Genomic DNA, 17804 nt, shown 5'->3' with positions numbered 1-17804 from the left:
TGCGATGAAGCTAAATAATTATTCCAATGGCCTTAAAGATATTTCAAATACGGAATAGGATTACTGTATTTTCCAAAAAACAAAATCAATAAGTGTTTTTTACAAAAAACAATTTTTACATTTGTTCAATTGATAAATCAAAATGGAGCGACTGATCACCTTATCCAAGCGAAAAGAAACCACGTCTTTACCCAATTTTACCCGATATCTTAAACATGAGATTGATTGGAGTCAACGACTGGTATTAATCCTCGGGCATCGGGGAGCGGGGAAGACTACGTTGATCTTACAGCGGATGAGTGAAGTAAAAGACTCTAAAATCTACCTCAGTTTGGATGACTTCCATTTTGAAGAAAATAGGCTTGTCCTTGCAATTGAAGAGCTTTACACCTTAGGCTACAGATATTTCTTTTTGGATGAGGCACATCGCTATGTCAACTGGTCGGTGGATTTGAAAACCATCTTCGACAGTTATGAAGACATTCACGTGGTGGTTTCAGGTTCATCGATATTAGGTCTTGAAAAAGGAAAAGCAGACTTATCCAGGCGAGCAGCCGTCTATCGTTTGGCGGGGATGTCTTTTCGGGAATTTATCAATCTGGAATCAGGGAAAAATTTCCCTACCTACTCGCTGACTGAGATTTTGGAAAGTCATATTGGCATTTCCAATAAAATTTCAGACGAGGTAGATGTCCTAAATTTATTCCCAGAATATCTTCAGTATGGATATTTCCCTTTTTATCGAATGGGAAAAGACTTGTATCTAACGAGATTACTCCAAACCACACATTTGGTATTGGAGATGGATATTGGTCCATTTGAGGAAATCGCCCACAAGACCATGCGAAACATGAAAAAACTGTTGTTTGTACTCAGCGAATCCGTTCCGTTTACCCCCAATATCCTCAAATTGGCAGAAAAACTGGATGCTTCAAGAAATACTGTTTTAAAGATCTTAGACCTGCTCAGTCAAGCTCAAATTCTTAATCTTCTTCACGCTTCGACTCAGGGAATTTCTCAACTCCAAAAACCGGAAAAAGTCTACTTACAAAATTCAAACCTTGCCTTTGCATTAGGTCCATCCGAACCGAATCCGGGAAACATCCGGGAAACTTTCTTCTTAAATCAACTTCAAGCCAAACATCAAGTGACCGCACCTAAATTTGGGGACTTTATGATCGATGACCAATTCGTCTTCGAAGTAGGTGGACCAAACAAAACTGCCCATCAAATCCAAGGAGTCCCTAGTTCTTTTTTAGCTATCGACAACATCAAGTCAGGTTCTGGGAACAAAATCCCGCTTTGGCTTTTTGGCTTCCTTTACTGATTTGCTGCCATCATCCCCAAAATCTCATCGATATACTCCCGGGAATTGGAGAGTCGGGGCACTTTATGTTGTCCTCCCAGCTTCCCTTTTTTACCGAGCCAAGCTTCGAATAATCCCTCCGGAGCTTGATGAAGAATCAGTCGCTGTAGCGCGAGGTTTTTGTGCCGCTTGGCATCATAGTCCGAGTTGATCTCCCGGAGCTTTTGGTCCAAAAGGATTGCAAAATTCTCCAAATCGTCCGGCGCATTCCGAAACTCCACTACCCACTCATGTGCACCTTTTGAGCCACTTCCTTCAAAATAAACCGGCGCTGCGGTAAAATTGGTAATGGTAGCGCCCGTCTCCTCACAGGCATAGCGGAGTGCGGACTCGGCATTTTCGACGATGACTTCCTCCCCAAAGGCATTGATAAAATGCTTGGTCCGACCGGAGATTCTAAACCGGTAAGGAAGTGTGGACGAAAACCTAACCGTGTCCCCTATTTTGTATCGCCAAAGCCCCCCATTGGTCGTGATCACAATGGCATAATTTTTCCCCACTTCAACTTCCCGAAGCGAAATCACCTGTGGGTTTTCCTTGTCCCACTCCTCCATGGGAATGAATTCATAGAAAATCCCATAATCTAAAAGCAGCAGCAATTCCTCAGAATCGGGTTGGTCCTGAATTCCAAAAAACCCTTCTGAAGCATTGTAGGTCTCCATGTAGCGCATCTTATCCGAAGGTATCAGTTGCCTAAACAAACTTCGATACGGCCCAAAAGCGACCGCGCCATGAAAAAAAACTTCCAGATTGGGCCAGACTTCCAGGATATGTTTGGCCTTCTTCAACTCCAAAATGCGCTGAAGCAACACTACCGTCCAGGTCGGCACACCTGCAATGGAAGTGACATTTTCATTCATTGTCTCCCGAGCCATTTTTTCTATTTTGGCCTCCCATTCGCCCATCAAGGCAGTTTCGAGCGATGGAGTCCGGGCAAACTGCGCCCAAATGGGCAAGTTTTCCATGATTACTGCTGAGATATCTCCTGCACGGGCAGTTCCTTGGGGATTCAATGGATTTTTCTCGAGCGTACCTCCAATAGAAAGGCTCTTTCCGGTAAACAGTCGAGACTCCGGAAAATTGTTGACATAGAGAGAAAGCATGTCTTTACCGCCCTTATAGTGGCATTCTTCGAGGCTTTCCTCTGTGACAGGAATGTATTTGCTCCGGCTGGAGGTAGTACCTGAGGATTTGGAAAACCATTCGATATCGGTATTCCAGATCACATTCTGCCTGCCTTGCATCGTTTTTTCGATATAGGGCTTGAAGCCTTCATAATCGGTGACCGGAACTTTGGCTGCAAAATCAGAATAAGATTTGATGCCCTCAAATCCAAACTGACGGCCAAATTCCGTTTTCCGACCAGATTCGATCAGCATGCGAAAGGTGGTTTCTTGAACAGCGTGAGGATTTTTCTTAAAATTTTCAATCTGACCCAGTCGATTTTTAAAAATCCAGGTCATGAAGCTGTTGATCACTTCCATCAGGTAAAAACTTTGCGCTTGAGCTCGAATTGGCTTCCGAGATAGACTCTTCTGACTTGCTCATCTGCCGCCAATTCCTCTGCGGTACCCGCTTTAAGCAGTCTCCCTTCAAACATCAGATACGCTCGGTCGGTGATGGAAAGGGTCTCGTTGACATTGTGATCCGTGATCAGAATGCCGATATTTTTGGTTTTAAGTTTGGCCACAATGGTCTGGATTTCCTCCACCGCAATCGGATCCACCCCGGCAAAAGGTTCGTCCAAAAGCACAAACTTCGGATCTACAGCCAATGCCCGGGCTATTTCTGTCCTTCTTCTCTCTCCTCCCGAAAGTACCATGCCGAGATTTTTCCGCACATGGGTCAAGCTGAATTCCTCCAAGAGCATCTCGACTTTTTCCTTTTGTTGAGCTTTAGGCAAATTGGTCATTTCCAGGACAGCCAAGATATTTTCTTCTACAGAAAGCTTTCGAAAAACGGATGCTTCCTGAGCCAGATAGCCAATCCCCAGCTTGGCTCGCTTGTACATGGGAAGGCTGGTGATTTCTTGATTTTCCAGAAAAATTTTCCCCTCATTCGGCTGGATCAAGCCTACAATCATGTAAAATGAAGTCGTCTTCCCGGCACCGTTAGGCCCCAAAAGTCCCACGATTTCGCCCTGTTCCACTTGTACAGAGATGTCATTGACCACACGGCGGCCTTTGTAGATTTTGACGAGGTGTTCGGCACGAAGCATCATATCAGTCAAATTTGATGTCTTTCACATAGAGTTGCAAACTGCTTTTGTCGCGGAAGAAATTTTCCCGCATTTCAGCCACAATGTCGAAGCGCATCTTGCCGCGAAGCATGTTGACCGTAGTCAAATCCGGATCTTTTGCCCGGTCGGCCATTCCAAATCCCAAACAAACCGGAGTGGTTACTTGGCCATCTTGGACAATTTTAAAGCGTAAATGTTTGTCTTTCAAAACCGTGACTTCATCTGCATAGACATTATTGATCCGAAAGACAGGTTCAGTGTTTCCGGGCCCAAAAGGAGCCATCTGCTTTAAAATGCTGTAAAATTTATAATTGATTTGATCCAGCAGCAAGACATCATCAATTTCGATGACGGGCTTGAGATGAATGGCCTCAATCCGACTTTTCACCACTTGTTCAAATTTTGCCTGGAAAGCGGGCACTTTGTCCACGCTGAGGGTCAATCCGGCAGCATACTTGTGCCCCCCAAATTGATCCAACAAATCGGCACACTCGGCAATAGCTTCGTAAATGTCGAAATCCACTACTGATCTGGCACTTCCCGTGGCCTTGTTGTTGGACTCGGTCAGGATGATGGTCGGACGGTAATATTTCTCAATACACCTGCTGGCTACAATTCCGATGACCCCTTTGTGCCAATCTTCTTTGAAAAGTACAGTAGAGTTCCATTGTGCTTCCTCTTCCCGGATGGCCAACATTTCGAAGGCCTCTTTGGTAATATTCTCGTCAAAATTCCGCCGGGTAGCGTTCACTTCATCGACCAGCTTGGCGCGCTCGATAGCCTCATCCAGATTGGAGGAAATCAGCAATTCCACAGAGGCTTGCGCATGCTCAAGGCGACCGGAAGCATTAATCCTCGGACCGATTTTAAAGACAATATCCGAGATCTGAATTTCCTTTTCGACTTTGGCTTGAAGGATCAATGCTTTTAATCCCGGCCTTGGATTGTTATTGATCCGGTCCAGGCCGTAGTAAGCCAGAATCCTGTTTTCACCTGTAATCGGAACAATATCCGCCGCGATACTGACCACCAAAAGATCCAAATAAGGATAAAGGCCGGATTCTTCGATGCCGTGGGTTTTGGCGTAGGCTTGAATAAGTTTAAATCCTACCCCACAGCCACTCAATTCTTTGTAAGGATAGGGACAATCTTCTTGCTTCGCGTCCAGCACGGCGACCGCTGCCGGCAATTGGTCCCCTGGTGTATGATGATCGCAGATGATAAAATCTACTCCCAGTTCCTTGGCCAAACTTACTTTGTCAATGGCCTTGATCCCACAATCGAGCGCAATGACTAAAGAAAATCCATTTTCCGCTGCAAAACGCACTCCGCGCTCCGATATCCCGTATCCTTCCTTGTATCGGTCGGGGATATAAAAATCCACATGAGGATAAAATCCTTTCAAAAACCCATACATCAAGGCCACCGCTGTGGTACCATCCACATCATAGTCCCCATAGACCAAGATGCGCTCCTGCTGAAGAACGGCTTTTTCAATCCTGGATACTGCCGAACTCATCCCCTTCATCAAAAAAGGATCATGCAACTGGCTTAAGCTTGGACGGAAGTAATCTTTTGCCTGATCAAAACTCTCCACACCCCTGTTGATCAGCATGTTGGCTAGGGTAGGATTGACATTGATTTCCTTACCCAGCTTTTCGATAGCTAGCTGTGAGGTTTTTGGTTTTTGCTTCCAGACGTACTCCATGAGTTAAAATTACAAAAGTAAGTGGGATTAAGATTTCCCGGGTTTTGGATTGAGTGATAGCTTTTAAGCGAAGTTTCGAGCTAAAAAGTTCTGTGTTTAAGAATTCCTTCGCTTTTTTTCCTGCCTGTAATAATACCAATACCATGCGGGAGAAACTAAGGACTTCAATTTCCAGTCATTCTTTTCTTTGAAAGTAAGACTCTCGTCAGCCTGGACTTCCTTGTACATTTTTGCCGCCGCGACCAGATGGCCCAAAATGGCAACAAGCAGCAATGAATAAAACACAAGTTCGTTCATGTTAGTCTTTTTGTAAAATCAAAGCTGCCCAATTGTCCTTATCAGAAGATTGGATCAGTTTTAATCCAAATGGGGTGGCCGCAGCCACCAAATCTTCAATGTCTTGGGTGTAAAAACCGCTCAGCAATAAGTATCCTTGGGGGATCAGCAAGCTTGCGTAGATCTTCATTTCATCCAGAAGGACATTTTTATTGATATTGGCCAAGACAATATCGAAAGGTCCTTGGGGGTTAACCTGTCTTATCGTGCCCAATCCCATTCGGGTGCTTAGCCCATTCAGGTCAAAGTTCTCGTTGCCATTGTCCACACACCAATCATCGATATCAAAGGCTTCCACTTCTTTGGCACCCAGCAAATGGGCCATAATGGCCAAAATGCCTGTTCCCGAGCCCACATCCAGGACTCGCTTACCTTGATGATCAATCTCACCTTGTAGTCTGAGCACCTGATAGGTGGTCGCATGATGACCGGTACCAAAGGACATTTTGGGATTGATGACAATTTCGTGTCGGAAACCGGGCTGAGACTCATGAAAAGACGCCCGGACATAGACCAAATCATCTACTGCTATGGGATCGTAATTTTTTTCCCATTCCTCATTCCAGTTGACTTTGGGCATGATTCCCTCTGTAAGGATAATTTCTCCCGCTTCCCGGTACGATTCAATCGTTTGGTTAAAAGCATCCCTGTCTAATTCGGATTCAAGGGCATAGGCATCAATGCCCTCTTCGGTTTCCAAAAAAGAATCGAACCCAATTTCTGCCAACTCGGCGATCAGTATTTCACGAAAATCCTCCTTGCATTTGATTTTAAACTCAAGATAGTCCATGGCGCTTGTAGGTTGGGATAAAGAAGAGGTCTGCGCAAGTACAGACCTTGTTATAAATAGCGAAACAACTGAAATCAGAAGGACTTCACGATGTCAGTAAAGTCTCGGGATTTCAAAGATGCTCCTCCGATCAAGCCACCGTCCACATCAGGCTTGGAGAAGAGCTCCTTGGCATTGCCCGGATTTGCGCTTCCGCCATAAAGAATGGAGGTTTCGTTGGCGATTTCCTTTCCGTATTTGGAGGCAATATGACGACGAAGTGCCAAGTGCATTTCTTGAGCTTGATCTGCAGTGGCTGTCTTGCCCGTTCCGATCGCCCAGATAGGTTCATAGGCGATAACCACTTTGGAGAAATCCTCCGGAGAAAGTCCGAACAAACTCTCGGTCAGCTGAAATTTGACATTCGATTCATGAGTTCCAGCAGTGCGGATCTCAAGAGACTCCCCACAGCAGAAGATCGGGGTCAACCCATGGGCCAGCGCTTGTTTCACTTTCGTCGCAAGCAATTCATTGCCTTCCTTGAAGTATTCTCTCCGCTCGGAGTGACCCAAGATGACATAATCTACTCCGAAAGAAGCTAAAATCTTGGCTGACACTTCCCCGGTAAATGCGCCGGATTCTTTATCTGAGCAATTTTGAGCCCCAATGAAAATCCCTGGAATATCTCCCACCAGCTTTTTTACAGGGTGGATATGTGGAAAAGGAGGATTGAGTACTACGATCACGTCTTGGATTGCCTCATCTTTGTACATATTTACAATTTCAGAGGTCAGTTTTTGACCTTCATCAAAGGTCATATTCATCTTCCAGTTTCCGGCTACAATTTTCTTTCTCATGTTAGGGGATTGCGTTTAGGTTTGAAAAAAACTTATTCAGGGGCTATTTTGGCTTAAAATTACCAAAAATGTCCACTTGGGGAAAAAATAACCCGGATCAGTACTTAAAAAAGAATTGGACCCTGAAAGAAGCCAAAGGGAAATTGGAGACTTTTTGTGCCTATCAGGAGCGGTGTGCATGGGAAGTCCGAAGGAAACTTTTTGACAAAGGAATCCAAGGACTGCATGCCGAAAATCTCGTGGAGGAGATGTTCAAAGACGGTTTTCTAAATGAAGAACGCTTTGCCCGATCTTTTGCCAGAGGAAAATTTAGACTTAAAAAATGGGGAAGAAATAGAATAACCCGAGAGCTGAAACTTCGGGAAATCAGTCCCGGCCAGATTCAGGAAGGGCTTTCTGAAATTGATCCAGACGAATACTTCGATACACTTTTGACCCAAACGGAAAAGAAGTGGGAAAAGACCAAAGAAAAGGATCTTTATAAAAAACGGAATCTGGTGATTCAGTATTTAGTCGGCAAGGGATTTGAGCAGGATTTGATCCAAGAAGCCCTGGAAAGTATTCAGCCCCAATAAATGGATAAAACTAAGGTTATCACTTCTTGGGGCTGAAGTATTTTTACCAACTTCCCCCGGCGCCACCGCCACCAAAAGATCCTCCTCCGAAGCCACCAAAACCTCCGCCCCCTCCAAATCCTCCACCGCCAAAGGATCCTCTGCCTGAGGAAAAATCTCCCCATTTGCCCTTTCCGGAACCTTTGAGCATATTGGCTAGCATGATGGTCGTCCAAAGATCGATTCCTCCACCTTTCCCTCCCATGTGATTATCGTTGTCTTTTTTGTTTTTGATCATGGGCAAAATGACAAACAGGAAGATGAACAACAGCAAAAGGAAAATCGCCCCTCCATGATCTCCATCGGATGCCACTTCCTCGGCCTTGTATTCTCCGGAAGCCAACTTGATGATCATGTCGGTAGCCTGATCCAAACCCTGATAATAGGCCTGCATTTTGAAATTGGGAATGATCAGGTTGGTCACGATACGTTTGGCCAAAGCATCAGGAACAGCCCCTTCCATTCCCCGACCGGTGGCGATGAACACTTTTCGATCATCCATCGCAGCCAGGATTAAGATTCCATTGTCTTTGGAAGTTCCGATACCCCAATTTTCACCCAGTCTAAATGCATAATCGGAAATGTCATATTGACCCACCGAACGCATCATGACTATCGCAATTTGGGTCGAGGTGCTGTCGTTATAGGCTACTAGTTTTTGCTCCAGTTGACTTACTTCCTGAGTGCTTAGAGTCCCTGTAAAATCATTAACCAACTTGGGGGGATTGGGCACAGGTGGAAAATCCTGGGCCAAAACCTGTAACCCGATCAAAAGAAAAACAAGGGTTACAATGGTCGGCTTACTTGCCAAAAGATATTTCATCCGATAGTTCGTTTTGATCGCCTTTGGAATCATAGGGGAAATGGGCTCCCAGTTGATCTCCGGCGTGATGAATGCCTTCAATGAGGCCTTCAGTGAATTTTCCCATTCGAAATTGCGCGGCCATAAGATCTTTGGTCTGGACCCAGAAATCTGGCGAAACCACCGCGTTGATTCCGGCATCTCCCAGAATGGCAAATTTGTGATCTTCTACTGCCAAATAGATCAAGACCCCATTTCGATCTTTGGTCTGATACATTTTAAGTGTCTCAAAAACCTCTGCAGCCCTATCCAGGACTTCGCCTTTGCAATGATTTTCGATATGAACCTGAATCTCACCCGATGTCATCGTCTCAGCCTTTTGAATGGCCGAGACGATTTGGGCTTTTTGTTCCGGTGAAAATAATTTTTCTGCCATGGATGGACTTAGAATTGGACGGTAGGGGCTGCCTCAGCACCCGCAGCCGCTTCAAAATATCCCTTGGTTTCAAAATTATACCACCCTGCAAAGATATTGTTGGGGAAGGTTCTCAGATTGGAATTATATGCCTGGACAGATTCGTTGAAATTTCTTCTTGCCACAGAAATTCTGTTTTCGGTACCTTCCAGCTGAGCCTGAAGCTCCAGAAAGTTTTGATTGGCTTTCAAATCCGGGTATTTCTCAATGGTCACCAACAGTCGGCTCAAAGCACCGGAAAGCTGATCTTGGGCTTGCTGAAACTGGGCTAGTTTTTCCGGAGTCAGGTTGCTTGCATCAATCTGCACAGAGGTCGCTTTGGATCTTGCTTCTACCACACCGGTCAAGGTCTCCTGCTCAAATTCCGCATAACCTTTGACTGTATTTACCAGATTTGGGATCAAGTCGGCTCTTCGCTGATATTGAGTTTGCACTTCAGCCCACTGACCGTTGATGGTTTCTTCAGTCTGGACAAATTGATTGTAAGTTCCAACTGCCTTGGTGTAGACAAAAATGCCTACTACGGCGATGATCAGGATTGGGATTAGGAGTTTTTTCATTTTAGAAAGGTTGTTTTAAAAACGAGATCATAGACGGAATTCTTCACCTGAGTGTTTTATCTCAACCCAAAGTTACCCAAATTATCTTTTGCAATGGAAAAGATTAAATCTGCTTCTTGAGGTAGATACTTACCTTGTAATCACTGTAATTGGTCAGATCGTTATTGATGTACCTTCTCATTTCGAGCTGAACCTCTTTTCCTTCTTCAGATCTGAAAAGCTTGAAAACATCAGTCATTTCCCAGATAAACATCGGTATCTTATTGATGGATAAGATTTCATCATAGGGCAAAACCCCGGACTTATAGGCCGGAGATCCTTCTCTGACCTCACCCACATAAAACCTGTTTTCATCGTTGGGCACTTTTTTGACAACCATCCCACTCATATCAAATTCAAAGGGATTGTAAAAAGTCGTTCCTTTCCTTATTAAGAAGGTATTTCTTGGGTAATCCAAAATCATCCTTGTCCGGCCTAAAACCTCCGACCCAAGACTCCCCCGCCTTCCCGAAGCCTTGATCACGGAACTGTAGGAAGTTTCTTCCGGAAAAGAAGTCAACACTTCTCTCATGGTGAGACCCGCGATAGAAAGAGCATCCACTCTCCCGATAAACCCGTACAACACCCCTCCGAGAGATTGGCCCAATTCTGACTCAATAAAAACCGGAGGCATGGTGATGTCGGTTGAAGTTTCTTTATTCAGCAATAGCCCATGATTGGCTCCCGTATCAATCAACAATTTGGCCTCTAGCTTCGGTCCGTTTTTCTGTCTCACTTTGGCCTGGATGTAAGCTTTCCCGTCCTCCACAGCCATATTGAGTTTTCGGTAAAAGGGTGATCTCCATTTCAAGGATCCGGGCTCATAAAACTCAATCATGCCTTCATCATAGTTGATCTTGACAGGATTATGTTTGAAAAACTCATATCCGATAATTCCATACACCGGGACACCAATGACGGATTCAAGTTCAAAAAAATCCTCCTCCAGCACCAAAAGGCTCTGAAGCTTGCCCTCGACAGGCCCAAGATCAAGCGTATTGATGGCAGAGACTTGCGCCCAAATGCTTGTAGCTCCATCGGCACCGACGATATTGAGTCTTCTGGAATATTCCAGCCCCAAAGCATCTCCCAATTTTTTGCTAAAAAGTAAATTGGATTTGACTCCGGTATCAATCAGAAAATTCAAGGCATAATTGCCATTGATTGAAACCGGAAGAATGATCAGGCTATTGGATGAATAAAAAGGAATTTTGGCCTTTTTGACATCCTCTTTTAAGAAAAAGCCGGGAACTTGGGCCTTAGTCTGTAAAGCCAAGAGACAAAATGCGAAAATCAGGGACTTTCTTAAAGTCATCAGGTTATTGGGGCGAACTCAGATATAAGTTAAGGACTTTTCTCCGTCCATTTCACCACTTAAACTCAAAACCCTATCCAAATTGTTGTAAGCTCCCGTTTCAAATATTTTAATTAGACTGAAATCAAATTAGAGCCTAGGAAGTGGCAGAGTTTGTCAAAAAAACGAGAATGATTCATCTTTAAATTTCAACTCCTTGTACAAATGGCGGACACTGCCCTGATAGAAAAAGCAAAAAAAATTTTCGAAAACTTCTTGATCAAGCAAGGAAACAGGAAAACTCCTGAACGATTCTCTGTTATCGATGAGCTGTACCTACTACCGGAAGACGAGCATATCGATGTGGAAGGACTATTTCTTCTCATGAGAAATAAAGGCTACACGATCAGTCGGGCCACAATCTATAATACACTCGACCTGCTGGTAGAAAGCGGATTGGCAGTCAAGCATCAATTCAAAGACAAGGTAGCACTCTATGAGCAGGCCCTGACCTATAAACACCACGACCATCACGTCTGCAACCAATGCCGAAAAATCCGGGAATTTTCTGATCCCAAAATCAACGAGATCAAAGAAGCAATGGGAAAAACATTTCAGTCAGGCATCACGAGCCATTCCTTGGTATTGTACGGGGACTGTCAAATCGAGCAGTGTGAAAATCTCAATTCAGTTTCTTCTTTTTGAAAATCTTCCGGTAGATCGGCTTTCGATACCAAAACTGGACCCATAGGACGGGAAAAAGCAAAGGAGTCACCCAAAAAAACGGCCCTGAAAATGCAATTTCATCTCGGATGACCGACCCATTGCCACGGGCTATAATCCGATGCTTATGCTTCCATTTTCCCAGAAAAAAGGGCAATTGTATTCCCTCATCTATGAAATAAAACTCTGAATCAGTGGTCTGGTCCTCTGTGATCAGGCTGACCCATTTTTGCTTAAAAAGGAAAAAGTCCAACTCTAAAGTGACTTGATCTCCCTTCTTGCATCCGTCAAATCTCAACACCTTTACAGGAGGAAAAGGAGGAGCAAGGTCTTTGAACAAGGACTCGGTAAATCCAGCTTTTACCTGTAAATAGTCCTGTAGGACGGGGGTTTCGATTTGAATTTGCATCAGAAGCTCAGGACAAAGAGAAGAAACAAGACCAACCATATGGCATCCATAAAATGCCAATAGACCGTGAATAATCTGATTTGCATTTTTTCAAAGGGATTGGTGATCAGTACCAATCTGCGGATGCCGTCATCTTGGGTTTTTCGAAGCTGAAGTAATAAGATAACCGCAAACACCATTGCCCCGATCAAATGGAAAATATGAATCCCCGAAAGCACGTATAAAAAAGACCCACTCGGAATCCCGGTAAATTTGATCCCCATATCCGTCAACTCTTTCCAACCTGCAAACTGCAAAACCGTGAATATCAACCCCAAAACAAAGGTGTTTCGAAGGGAAGACTCCAATTTGGGGATATTTTCCTCTTGATAATGTAATCGCATTTTGGTGGCTGTATATCCCGATAAGACCAACATAAAGGTGGAAATCAAAAAAGCTATCGGCATCCTTCGATTGAAACCTTCCAGTTGACTTAGGCCGGAAAAGAGAAAGGCCACCACTAAAAACAAAAAAATCAAGCCACTTCCCAGCATACCCAGATAGAGAAGTGTCTCATAGGGATGGAGGTTTTCAAGCTTTTGCAACCAGGATTTTTGAGAATTCTGAGGGTTCATCGAGTCAAAAACATTTTGTAGGCAGCTTGGTTCAAAATTTGCCAAATCAGGAATGCGCTCCGATAAAAAGATCAAAAAAAACTAGCTTTGCGGCTAATTCCCCTAAATCCCATCCCCTTGGACAGACCCTCATTTCTTTCCATCTACCAATCAGACCCGATTTTTCAGACCTTATCCCTCAAGCTGAGTTCAGACTCAAAATTCAGAATCCAACTCAGGGGATTATCGGGCAGCTTGGATATGGTCTTGTTTGCAGCTTTTTTTGAGCAAAAAGGTGGTTTTCATGTGATTGTAGCACATGATAAAGAAGAGGCGGCTTACCTCAATTCAGACCTTCAAAGTCTTCTGAAGCGGGAGGACCACATGATTTTCCCTGGAAGCTTCAAGCGACCTTACCAATATGACGAGGTGGACAATGCCAACGTGCTCATGCGGGCAGAAATCCTCAACCAAATCCTTAAAACAAAGGGCGGGTCCCGCATAGTCATTACCTACCCAGAGGCCCTTTATGAAAAGGTCATCAATAAAAGATCTTTGGTTGAAAACACCTTTTCGGCACGTGTGGGAGAATTAGTTGACATGGAATTCGTCGCAGAGGTGCTTACTTCTTATGATTTTGAGCGGACCGACTTTGTGTATGAGCCCGGTCAATTTGCCATCCGTGGTGGAATCCTGGATGTTTTTTCATTCAGCAATGAACATCCCTACCGACTGGAACTCTTTGGGAAAGAGATCGAAAGCATCCGGACCTTTGATCCGGAAACCCAACTCTCCATCGCCAATGTGGAGGTGATCTCCCTGATCCCAAATGTACAGACCAAGCTGCTCCAAGAGGTCAGGCAATCTTTTTTGAGCTTTCTCCCAGAACATGCCACCCTTTGGATCAAGGATTACCAGCTGACCTTGGATGTCATGGATGAATGCTTCCACAAAGCTGAACAGGCATTTGCCCAAATCGTGTCCCAAACCAAAACTGATAAATTGCTCCTCAAGCCCGAACAATTGTTTGATCAGGGAAAAGATTTTACTGCTGCGGCCATGCAGTTTTCCCTGGTAGAATTTGGAAGGCAGTTTTATCTCAAAGAAGACGAGAGAATTGCTTGGGACAGCCAGCCTCAACCATCATTCAATAAGAATTTTGACCTTCTTGTCAGCAATCTTGCGGAAAACGAAAAGCAGGGCTTTGTCAACCTGATCACTGCGGAAAACGAAAAGCAAATCGATCGCCTTTTGGGAATTTTCCTCGAATTGGATCCGACACTTCAGGTCCAATCCATGCTTCTGGGACTTAGAGAAGGCTTTGTAGACAAGCAGACCAAGCTCGTCTGCTATACGGATCACCAGCTTTTTGAGCGCTTTCACCGCTATAAATCCCGAACCAAAGCCAGCAAATCCAAAGCACTCACCATCAAAGAGCTGAAAGCACTGCATCCGGGAGACTATATCGTCCACGTGGATTATGGGGTGGGCAGATTTGCAGGATTGGAAAAAGTTGAGGTCAACGGCAAAATGCAGGAAGCGGTGCGATTGATCTTTCGGGATGATGACCTGCTGTATGTCAACATCCATTCCCTGCACAAAATCTCCAAATACTCAGGACAGGAAGGACAAGTCCCCTCCATGTCCAAGTTGGGTTCTCCGGAATGGGAAAACAAAAAGACACGGGCCAAGAAGCAAGTAAAAGATATTGCCAAGGATTTGATTGAGCTCTATGCTAAAAGGAGATCGGCCTCCGGATTTGCCTTTTCCCGGGATTCGGTCTTACAGGTCGAGTTGGAATCCTCCTTTATCTATGAGGACACTCCTGATCAGGCTTCAGCTACCGCAGATGTCAAATCAGATATGGAGAAGACCTATCCGATGGATCGCCTGGTCTGTGGTGATGTGGGCTTTGGAAAAACCGAAGTGGCTATTCGAGCAGCTTTCAAAGCCGTCAATGACCGAAAGCAAGTGGCCGTTTTGGTTCCGACCACCATTCTGGCGATGCAGCACTTTCAGACTTTTAAGGAGCGATTGCAAAACTTTCCCGTGAAGGTCGATTACATCAATCGCTTCCGCTCTGCCAAAGACATCAAGGCGATCAAAGAGCAAGTAAAATCCGGTGAAATTGACATCCTGGTTGGGACGCATAAGATTGTCAACAAGGATATTGAATTCCGAGATTTGGGATTGTTGATTATTGATGAGGAGCAGAAGTTTGGTGTCAAAGTAAAAGACCAGCTCAAAAATCTACGGGTTAATGTAGATGTACTGACGTTGACAGCCACCCCCATTCCAAGAACGCTTCATTTTTCACTGATGGGGGCGAGAGATCTGTCGGTGATTGCCACTCCTCCGCCTAACAGGCAACCGGTAACTACCGAGGTGCAGACCTTCCAGGAAGAAGTGATCCGGGATGCTGTCGCCTATGAATTGAGGCGGGGTGGTCAGATCTTTTTTGTACACAATCGGGTAGGAGAAATAGACAGCATTGCCAACTTGATCATGAAGCTCGTTCCGGATGCTCGGGTCATCGGTGCCCATGGGCAGATGGAAGGTGAAAAGTTGGAAAAAATCATGGTCGGATTTATCAATCACGACTACGACGTCTTAGTATCTACCAACATCATCGAATCAGGATTGGATATCCCCAACGCCAACACCATCATCATTAACAGAGCCCACATGTTTGGACTCTCCGATTTGCATCAGATGCGGGGTAGAGTGGGCAGAAGTAATAAAAAAGCATTTTGCTACCTCCTCACAAGTCCGATGTCGGGGTTGACTCCCGAAGCTCGAAAACGACTTCAGACCTTGGAGGAATTTTCAGATCTCGGTGACGGATTCAAAGTAGCCATGAAGGATTTGGACATCAGAGGAGCAGGCAACCTGCTCGGGGCCGAGCAAAGTGGATTTATTACAGACTTGGGCTTTGAGATGTACCACAAAATCCTCGATGAGGCAGTCCAGGAACTGAAGGAAAATGAATTTGCGGCTCTTTTCGAGACAGATTTACAAGAAAAAGTAAAGGTTTTGGTACAAGACTGCACCATCGAAACAGACTTGGAACTCTTGATTCCGGAGGCGTATGTGAGCAATATCAGTGAGCGATTGGGGTTGTATTCCAAGCTCGATGGGTTGAAAAATGAGGATGAATTGAAAAAATTCGGGGAAATGCTCAGCGACCGATTTGGCCCACTTCCGGAGCCTGTCATGGACCTGATGGAGACCGTTCGTTTACGTTGGAAGGCAGAAAGTCTTGGAATTGAGAAGCTTGTATTGAAAGGAAAGCAAATGAAGTGCTATCTTTTGCCCTCCAATCGGGATGACTTCTATTCATCGGATATTTTTGGTAAAATCATGAGGTACGCTCAGATGCATCCAAAAGTCTGTAAAATAAAAGAACACAAAAACCGTTTGATTCTTACTATCGAAGGAATTGCAACAATTCAGCGATCGCAAAAGGTCCTTGAGGAGATGAAATCCTGAAGATTTTAAAAAAATTTAACTGGCATAAATATTGTACTTTCGCCAACCAATTTTGTTCGTCTTGACTGAATTCCATCAGTTTTTGAAGAATTCAAAATTGCGAGAAATTCTCAAAGCGTTGGATGAAGGATTCAATGACTCTATATTAGCATCTACAAAATAGACCAAACCATTTGATAATATGCGTCTAAGCAACAAATCTTGGGGAATGTGGGCCGCCGCCCTGATGTTGGCTTCCGCCTCAATTTTATCTTCCTGTCAAAAATCTCCAGGATATGGCAGAAGAACTGCCAGCAGCCCCGGAAAGAAAAGTGCCACCACTGGGGCTTCATTTAATTTCGACGAGAAAGACACCACTCAATTTTTCGTGTCAAAAAATGCCGAACAAATCCCCGGTCCAAACTTGAAATTTATCCAAGGCGGCCGGACAGTATTAGGTTCGCAAGAGGAAGATATCATGGCTTTCCGGGACAACTTGGAAAGAACGGTATCCATTGCATCTTTCTACATGGATGAAACTGAAATGACCAACAATGACTACCGGGAATTTCTTTTCGACATGAGAAAGAGAGTCAGTGCCGACTCCCTGACCAAGCTGGAGCCATCTGAGAATGTATGGACTAGTGCTATGTCCTTCAATGATCTCTATCAGTCCTACTATTTCCGTTTTCCAGGCTTCAACTTCTATCCTGTGGCAGGTGTAACCTGGAAACAGGCAAGTGCTTATGCCAAATGGAGAACTGAATTTGTTCAGGAGCTAGTCAGAAAAGATAGAGGTTTGGATTCTACAATGACCAAGACTCAGTTGATCGAAAGAGGGGTAGCTATGGCTGATTTCCGACTTCCGAATGAGGCTGAATGGGAATACGCTGCCAAGGCTATGATCGGCACTCAATATTTAGATGAAAATCAAGAGTACGGAAGAATCTATCCATGGGATGGTCGTGGTGTACGTAATCCATACAACGTGAAGCGAAAAGGAAAGCAGGGAGACTTCTTGGCCAACTTTAAGCGAGGACGAGGTGACTATGCCGGTATCTCTGGTAACCAAAGAAATGACGGAGAAATTCTCCCTACCAACGTATATGATATGGCCCCAAATGACTTTGGACTTTACCATATGGCAGGGAATATGAATGAATGGGTATATGATGTGTACCGCCCGCTTACGTATCAAGATGCTGATGATCTCAACCCTCTAAGAAAAGACGGGGTATATGATGAGGAGGAAAATTACGAAACCTCGCTTTTCACCGATGAAATGAGAGTGTATAAAGGAGGTTCTTGGAAAGATGTAGCCTATTGGCTTGCTCCTGGTACCAGAAGGTTTATGCACCAAGATTCTGCTACCAACCATATCGGGTTCCGCTGCGCGATGATTTCTATCGGAGCAAAAGGAAAATAACCTGTTCTTTATAGAAACTGAAGACCAAGCTATAAAGCTTGGTCTTTTTTTTTTCTCCTTTCCTGCTCAAGATTCAACCTTTAAAGGATTTTTTTTATATCAACCTCTTCAATACCCTTACCTTTC

The 17804-nt window shown here is 44.5% G+C and carries 17 protein-coding genes; 5 read left to right on the top strand and 12 right to left on the bottom strand.

Translation table 11 applies throughout. The features are described from left to right. Nucleotides 1-142: 142 nt before the first annotated feature. Nucleotides 143-1327: an ATP-binding protein gene (locus tag CLV31_RS04145; RefSeq protein WP_111391598.1), complete on the top strand. Its 1185-nt coding sequence runs from the start codon at nt 143-145 to the stop codon at nt 1325-1327. On the opposite strand, the gene CLV31_RS04140 is transcribed toward CLV31_RS04145, so the two are convergent. The 6 genes from CLV31_RS04140 to tpiA all read right to left on the bottom strand — a co-directional run bounded on the left by CLV31_RS04140 (nt 1321) and on the right by tpiA (nt 7275). After that, nucleotides 1321-2850 carry a GH3 auxin-responsive promoter family protein gene (locus CLV31_RS04140; RefSeq protein WP_111391597.1) on the bottom strand — a complete coding sequence of 510 codons (1530 nt, stop codon included), beginning with the start codon at nt 2848-2850 and terminating at the stop codon, nt 1321-1323. The genes CLV31_RS04145 and CLV31_RS04140 overlap by 7 nt on opposite strands. Further along, a complete protein-coding gene (gene lptB, locus CLV31_RS04135) occupies nt 2850-3587 on the bottom strand; it encodes an LPS export ABC transporter ATP-binding protein (RefSeq protein ID WP_111391596.1) in 738 nt (245 codons plus the stop codon). The genes CLV31_RS04140 and lptB overlap by 1 nt, the downstream gene beginning before the upstream one ends. Nucleotide 3588: 1 nt before the next feature. Then, nucleotides 3589-5313, bottom strand: coding sequence for a single-stranded-DNA-specific exonuclease RecJ (recJ, locus tag CLV31_RS04130; RefSeq protein ID WP_111391595.1), 1725 nt, complete (start codon nt 5311-5313; stop codon nt 3589-3591). A gap of 96 nt (nt 5314-5409) precedes the next feature. Further along, nucleotides 5410-5610 (bottom strand): hypothetical protein, encoded by a 201-nt coding sequence (locus CLV31_RS04125; RefSeq protein WP_111391594.1) that lies wholly within the window; start codon nt 5608-5610, stop codon nt 5410-5412. 1 nt (nt 5611) lies between these two features. After that, the gene (gene prmA, locus CLV31_RS04120; RefSeq protein WP_111391593.1) at nt 5612-6439 is read right to left on the bottom strand and encodes a 50S ribosomal protein L11 methyltransferase; all 828 of its coding nucleotides are present in this window, start codon (nt 6437-6439) and stop codon (nt 5612-5614) included. Nucleotides 6440-6513: 74 nt separating this feature from the next. Continuing rightward, complete coding sequence (gene tpiA / locus CLV31_RS04115; RefSeq protein ID WP_111391592.1) at nt 6514-7275, bottom strand: triose-phosphate isomerase; 762 nt, start codon at nt 7273-7275, stop codon at nt 6514-6516. Between the two features lie 68 nt (nt 7276-7343). On the opposite strand from tpiA, the gene CLV31_RS04110 reads away from it, so the two are divergent. Continuing rightward, entirely contained in the window at nt 7344-7850 is a 507-nt protein-coding gene (locus tag CLV31_RS04110; protein WP_111391591.1) for a regulatory protein RecX, read from the top strand. 43 nt (nt 7851-7893) lie between these two features. Here CLV31_RS04110 and CLV31_RS04105 read toward each other — a convergent pair whose 3' ends face one another. From CLV31_RS04105 to CLV31_RS04090, 4 genes are all read right to left on the bottom strand, one after another. Continuing rightward, the gene (locus CLV31_RS04105) at nt 7894-8712 is read right to left on the bottom strand and encodes a TPM domain-containing protein (protein WP_111391590.1); all 819 of its coding nucleotides are present in this window, start codon (nt 8710-8712) and stop codon (nt 7894-7896) included. Then, nucleotides 8690-9127 carry a TPM domain-containing protein gene (locus CLV31_RS04100; RefSeq protein ID WP_111391589.1) on the bottom strand — a complete coding sequence of 146 codons (438 nt, stop codon included), beginning with the start codon at nt 9125-9127 and terminating at the stop codon, nt 8690-8692. The genes CLV31_RS04105 and CLV31_RS04100 overlap by 23 nt, the downstream gene beginning before the upstream one ends. 8 nt (nt 9128-9135) lie before the next feature. Then, nucleotides 9136-9726 carry a LemA family protein gene (locus tag CLV31_RS04095; RefSeq protein WP_111391588.1) on the bottom strand — a complete coding sequence of 197 codons (591 nt, stop codon included), beginning with the start codon at nt 9724-9726 and terminating at the stop codon, nt 9136-9138. Between the two features lie 103 nt (nt 9727-9829). Next, entirely contained in the window at nt 9830-11080 is a 1251-nt protein-coding gene (locus tag CLV31_RS04090) for an aspartyl protease family protein (protein WP_111391587.1), read from the bottom strand. Nucleotides 11081-11284: 204 nt separating this feature from the next. On the opposite strand from CLV31_RS04090, the gene CLV31_RS04085 reads away from it, so the two are divergent. Then, nucleotides 11285-11764 (top strand): Fur family transcriptional regulator, encoded by a 480-nt coding sequence (locus CLV31_RS04085; RefSeq protein ID WP_111391586.1) that lies wholly within the window; start codon nt 11285-11287, stop codon nt 11762-11764. On the opposite strand, the gene CLV31_RS04080 is transcribed toward CLV31_RS04085, so the two are convergent. Next, complete coding sequence (locus tag CLV31_RS04080; protein ID WP_111391585.1) at nt 11742-12191, bottom strand: SRPBCC family protein; 450 nt, start codon at nt 12189-12191, stop codon at nt 11742-11744. The genes CLV31_RS04085 and CLV31_RS04080 overlap by 23 nt on opposite strands. Beyond that, nucleotides 12191-12775, bottom strand: a complete 585-nt coding sequence (locus CLV31_RS04075; RefSeq protein ID WP_317048771.1) for a cytochrome c oxidase subunit 3 — start codon at nt 12773-12775, stop codon at nt 12191-12193. The genes CLV31_RS04080 and CLV31_RS04075 overlap by 1 nt, the downstream gene beginning before the upstream one ends. A gap of 147 nt (nt 12776-12922) precedes the next feature. Here CLV31_RS04075 and mfd point away from each other — a divergent pair, with 147 nt between their 5' ends. Beyond that, nucleotides 12923-16273, top strand: a complete 3351-nt coding sequence (mfd, locus tag CLV31_RS04070; protein ID WP_111391583.1) for a transcription-repair coupling factor — start codon at nt 12923-12925, stop codon at nt 16271-16273. A gap of 181 nt (nt 16274-16454) precedes the next feature. Beyond that, nucleotides 16455-17678, top strand: coding sequence for a gliding motility lipoprotein GldJ (gldJ, locus tag CLV31_RS04065; RefSeq protein WP_111391582.1), 1224 nt, complete (start codon nt 16455-16457; stop codon nt 17676-17678). Nucleotides 17679-17804 lie beyond the last annotated feature (126 nt).

It is taken from the genome of Algoriphagus aquaeductus (assembly GCF_003253485.1).
Classification (GTDB): domain Bacteria; phylum Bacteroidota; class Bacteroidia; order Cytophagales; family Cyclobacteriaceae; genus Algoriphagus; species Algoriphagus aquaeductus.
Note: the sequence above shows the minus strand (reverse complement) of the source record. Positions and strands in the feature narration are given on the sequence as shown.

Coding starts and splice junctions, on each gene's coding strand:
- CLV31_RS04095 (WP_111391588.1), bottom strand. CDS start 9,726: ATGAAAAAACTCCTAATCCCAATCCTGATCATCGCCGTAGTAGGCATT.
- lptB (WP_111391596.1), bottom strand. CDS start 3,587: ATGATGCTTCGTGCCGAACACCTCGTCAAAATCTACAAAGGCCGCCGT.
- prmA (WP_111391593.1), bottom strand. CDS start 6,439: ATGGACTATCTTGAGTTTAAAATCAAATGCAAGGAGGATTTTCGTGAA.
- CLV31_RS04125 (WP_111391594.1), bottom strand. CDS start 5,610: ATGAACGAACTTGTGTTTTATTCATTGCTGCTTGTTGCCATTTTGGGC.
- tpiA (WP_111391592.1), bottom strand. CDS start 7,275: ATGAGAAAGAAAATTGTAGCCGGAAACTGGAAGATGAATATGACCTTT.
- CLV31_RS04145 (WP_111391598.1), top strand. CDS start 143: ATGGAGCGACTGATCACCTTATCCAAGCGAAAAGAAACCACGTCTTTA.
- CLV31_RS04100 (WP_111391589.1), bottom strand. CDS start 9,127: ATGGCAGAAAAATTATTTTCACCGGAACAAAAAGCCCAAATCGTCTCG.
- CLV31_RS04140 (WP_111391597.1), bottom strand. CDS start 2,850: ATGGAAGTGATCAACAGCTTCATGACCTGGATTTTTAAAAATCGACTG.
- recJ (WP_111391595.1), bottom strand. CDS start 5,313: ATGGAGTACGTCTGGAAGCAAAAACCAAAAACCTCACAGCTAGCTATC.
- CLV31_RS04085 (WP_111391586.1), top strand. CDS start 11,285: ATGGCGGACACTGCCCTGATAGAAAAAGCAAAAAAAATTTTCGAAAAC.
- CLV31_RS04080 (WP_111391585.1), bottom strand. CDS start 12,191: ATGCAAATTCAAATCGAAACCCCCGTCCTACAGGACTATTTACAGGTA.
- CLV31_RS04110 (WP_111391591.1), top strand. CDS start 7,344: ATGTCCACTTGGGGAAAAAATAACCCGGATCAGTACTTAAAAAAGAAT.
- CLV31_RS04105 (WP_111391590.1), bottom strand. CDS start 8,712: ATGAAATATCTTTTGGCAAGTAAGCCGACCATTGTAACCCTTGTTTTT.
- gldJ (WP_111391582.1), top strand. CDS start 16,455: ATGCGTCTAAGCAACAAATCTTGGGGAATGTGGGCCGCCGCCCTGATG.
- CLV31_RS04090 (WP_111391587.1), bottom strand. CDS start 11,080: ATGACTTTAAGAAAGTCCCTGATTTTCGCATTTTGTCTCTTGGCTTTA.